5 protein-coding genes are annotated in these 3,696 nt (G+C 68.2%); all 5 read left to right on the top strand.

The window, feature by feature from the left end; translation table 11 throughout:
- On the top strand, positions 1–428 hold a 428-nt coding region (locus tag EQG76_RS27355; RefSeq protein ID WP_159718169.1), incomplete at its 5' end, for a TIM barrel protein.
- Between the two features lie 184 nt (positions 429–612).
- Positions 613–1,611 carry a sugar ABC transporter substrate-binding protein gene (locus tag EQG76_RS27350; RefSeq protein WP_200841166.1) on the top strand — a complete coding sequence of 333 codons (999 nt, stop codon included), beginning with the start codon at positions 613–615 and terminating at the stop codon, positions 1,609–1,611.
- On the top strand, positions 1,608–2,600 hold the full coding sequence (locus EQG76_RS27345; protein ID WP_159718167.1) for an ABC transporter permease: 993 nt from the start codon (positions 1,608–1,610) through the stop codon (positions 2,598–2,600). Before EQG76_RS27350 ends, EQG76_RS27345 begins: the two co-directional genes overlap by 4 nt.
- Positions 2,597–3,355: an ATP-binding cassette domain-containing protein gene (locus tag EQG76_RS27340; RefSeq protein WP_159718165.1), complete on the top strand. Its 759-nt coding sequence runs from the start codon at positions 2,597–2,599 to the stop codon at positions 3,353–3,355. The genes EQG76_RS27345 and EQG76_RS27340 overlap by 4 nt, the downstream gene beginning before the upstream one ends.
- Positions 3,356–3,387: 32 nt before the next feature.
- On the top strand, positions 3,388–3,696 hold a 309-nt coding region (locus EQG76_RS27335), incomplete at its 3' end, for a Gfo/Idh/MocA family protein (protein WP_159718163.1).

Below are 3,696 nucleotides of genomic sequence, written 5' to 3'. Positions count from 1 at the left end.
ACAACGAGGCCGGCCGGCGTGGCGCTGCCCGGGGCGTACCGGTCGCCTTCCACCCCAGCTCGCACCACGACACGCTCCTGTTCGACCGCGCCGACTACGACCGGATCATGGCGCTGACCGACCCCGCCCTGGTCGGCTGGGTGCCCGACACCGGCCACATCATCCGGGGCGGCCAGGATGTCGCCGACACGCTGGAGCGCCATCTGGGCCGCATCCGCTACGTCCATCTGAAGGACGTCGACCGGGACGGGACTTGGCGGATGCTGGGGGCCGGTGCCTGCGACATCGCGGCGGTGATCGAGCTGGCCCGCCGGGCGCCCGCCTGCAATGGCTGGCTGGTGGTGGAAGAAGAATCGGCAGAGGCCGGGCAGGATCCGGCCGCAGCAATCAAGACGAACCGCCTGGCACTGCAGAAGTTCGGGGTTTGATTTACTCGAAGGTGGTTTTTCATGAACGACATCCGGCCGTTCATGAAATCAATTGGTGGCTCGGCCATCGGCCGGAAAACTATCCCGCCCGTGGTTGACATAGGTGCCGGTCGACGGTGATCCTGCCGTCCCGGCAGCCAGGTACGCATCACCAAGAAGAAGCTGCCGTCAGGGAGACGCACGGATGATCAAGTCCGTCCACGCGTTGGCCATGGGCACGGCGCTGCTCACCGGTATGCTCGCCGCACCGGCCACCGCCGCCGACAGCAGCAAGAAGGTCGCGGCGGTCATCAAGGGCCTCGACAACCCGTTCTTCCAGTACATGCGCCAGGGCATCGACGACCGGGCGAAGGAGCTGGGCGCCGAGGTCAACGTGCAGGCGGCAGCCGGCATGGGTGATTCCACCGGCCAGGCGGACCGGCTGTCCGCGGTCGCAATGCAGGATTACGGCTGCTATCTGGTCAACCCGATCAGCGTCAGCAACCTCGTCCAGGCCCTGGTGCCGGTGGCGCAGAAGAACGCGCCGATCGTCAACATCGACAGCGTGGTCGATCCTGCCCAGGCCGAGGCGGCAGGCATTGACATCGACACCTACATCGGCACCGACAATGTCGAGGCCGGGCGGATGGCGGGGGAGGAGATGCTCCGCCTCCTGCCGGATGGCGGCAAGGTCGCGCTGATCGCCGGCGTGGTGGGCGACGTCGGCAGCAATGCCCGGATCAAGGGCTTCGAGGAGGCGATCGGGGGCAAGCTCGAGGTCGTGCAGATGGTCAGTGCCGATTGGGACCGCGAGAAAGCACTCACTGCCGCCGACACGATCCTGCGCGCCCATCCCGACCTCGCCGGCTTCTTCGCCGCCAACGACATCATGGCGCTGGGCGCCCAGCGCGCGGTGATGAGCGCCGGCTCGTCCGCCAAGGTGATCGGCCTGGACGGGATCACCGATGCGTTGCAGTCGGTGGCCGATGGCCAGCTCACCGCGACCGTGTCGCAATATCCTTATGTGATTGGTGCCATGGGGCTGGAGGCGTGCCTGGCCGCCGCTGCCGGCAACGACCTGCCGGACAACGTCAACGCGCCGGTCCAGCTCATCACCAAGGACAATGCCGAGACCGCGCTGAAGAACTTCCCGCGCCCGGCCGAGGACTACCCAGACCCGTTCCGGGACATGCTGCAGCAATGAGCGCTGCAGGCCCCGCCACCGAGGATGGCGCTCCCGGCGGCCTTCGCCACCGGGAGCGGCCGGCCTGGCTGGATGCATCGTTCTGGGCAGACTGGGCGGCCGTGGTCGGGCTGGCGGGCCTGGTCGTGATCTTCGCGCTGACCGCACCCGCCTTCTTCACCTGGAGCAACCTCCAGGCCGTGCTGCTGGCCTCGGCGATCCTGGTGATCGTCGCGGTCGGGCAGACCTTCGTGATCGCCACGGCCGGCATCGACCTGTCCATGGCCGCGACCACCACGCTCGCCGCAGTGCTGCTGGGCTGGGCCTATGCCGGCAGCTATGGCACGGCCGTGGCTTGCCTGCTGGCGGTGGGCGTAGGTGCGCTGGTCGGCCTGGTGAACGGCATGGTGATCACCCGCGGCAAGATCCCCGACTTCGTGGTGACGCTTGGCAGCCTGTCGGCGGTCACTGGTGTCGGCCTGATCCTGTCCAGCGGCGAGCCGGTCATGGTGTCGAGCCTGTTCCTGCTCAAGCTCGCCAGCGGCCGGATCGGCATTCTGGGCTACCCCGTGCTGGTGGCGCTGGCCGTGGCGGTGATCGGCCATGTCCTCCTGTTCCACACCCGGTTCGGCGTCCACCTGCTGGCGACCGGCGGCCATGCCGAGAGCGCCCGTTCGCTGGGCATCCATACCGACCGGGTGAAGATCGCCGCCTACACCATCTCCGGCAGCTGTGCCGGCCTTGCCGCGATCCTGCTGGTCGCACGGATCGGCTCCGCCGAGCCTACGGTGAACACCACCCTGCTCCTGAACTCGGTTGCCGCGGTGGTGCTGGGCGGGGTCAGCCTGTTCGGCGGGCGCGGCACCATCCTGGGCCCGGTGTTCGGGGCACTCCTGCTCACCACGCTCGTGAACGGCCTGACCCTGCTGGGCGTCTCGGCCTTCTACCAGCCGCTGGCGGTCGGCATCATCGTGGTGCTGGCGGCTCTGATCATGCGCTACCAGCGATGAGCGATCCGGGTACGATCCTGGCCTGCCGCGGGATCCACAAGCATTTCGGCGGCATCCATGCGCTGAAGGACGTGGCGTTCTCGGCCAAGCGCGGCGAGGTCACCGCGATCGTCGGCGACAACGGGGCCGGCAAGTCGACCCTCATCCGCTGCCTGGTGGGGGTCCACCAACCCGATGCGGGCGAGATCACCTTCGATGGCCGGCCCGCCCGCTTCGCCGGGCCGGACGACGCACGGCGTGCCGGTATTGAGACCGTCCACCAGAACCTGGCCCTGGTCGACGAGCTGACCGTGGCACAGAACCTGTTCCTCAACCGCGAGATCGTCCGCCGGATCGGCCCGTTCCGTTTCCTGGACCGCCGGGCGATGAAGCATCAGGCGAGAGAACTCCTGTCCCGCCTGTCCATCAACGTCCCCTCGGTCGAGCAGCGGGTCCGCCGCCTGTCAGGCGGGCAGCGCCAGGCGATCTCGATCTGCCGCGCGGTCGGCGCCGGTGCGGCCCTGGTGATCATGGACGAGCCCACCGCGGCACTGGGCGTCCAGGAGACCGCCAATGTTGAAGCACTCGTCCGCCGGCTGCGCGAAGAGCGGGTGAGCGTGATCCTGATCAGCCACAATTTCGACCAGGTGATGCGCCTGTCGGACCAGGTGTGGGCGATGCGCGCCGGTCGAGTGGTCGGCACGCGCCGGACCGCCGAGACCAACGGCAACGAGCTGGTGGCGCTGATCACCGGCGCTGCCGGCAAGGCCGCCTGAACAGTCGAGCCAATAGAACCGGGAGTTCCCGCTTGACCATCCTGCGCGTCGGCCTGATCGGCCTGGGCGAAGTCGCCCAGGCCATCCACCTGCCCACCCTGGCCAACCTCCATGACCGCTTCCGGATCGCGGGTATCTACGATGTGTCGCCGAGCGTCACCGCGCTCGTCCGCTCGCGCCATGCCGACCTGCGGGTGTTCCCAAGCGCGGAAGCCCTGATCGCCGATCCGGCGATCGATGCGGTGTTCATCCTGTCCCCGGACGAGACCCACAGCCGCTATGTCCGCCTGGCGATCCAGGCGGACAAGCACATCCTCCTGGAAAAGCCGGCCTGCCTGAAC

Source organism: Geminicoccus flavidas (assembly GCF_009806515.1).
In the GTDB taxonomy this organism is placed as follows: Bacteria; Pseudomonadota; Alphaproteobacteria; order Geminicoccales; family Geminicoccaceae; genus Geminicoccus; species Geminicoccus flavidus.
The sequence above is the reverse complement of the archived record's forward strand: the minus strand, read 5'-3'. Positions and strand labels throughout refer to the sequence as shown.

Coding starts and splice junctions, on each gene's coding strand:
- EQG76_RS27350 (WP_200841166.1), top strand. CDS start 613: ATGATCAAGTCCGTCCACGCGTTGGCCATGGGCACGGCGCTGCTCACC.
- EQG76_RS27340 (WP_159718165.1), top strand. CDS start 2,597: ATGAGCGATCCGGGTACGATCCTGGCCTGCCGCGGGATCCACAAGCAT.
- EQG76_RS27345 (WP_159718167.1), top strand. CDS start 1,608: ATGAGCGCTGCAGGCCCCGCCACCGAGGATGGCGCTCCCGGCGGCCTT.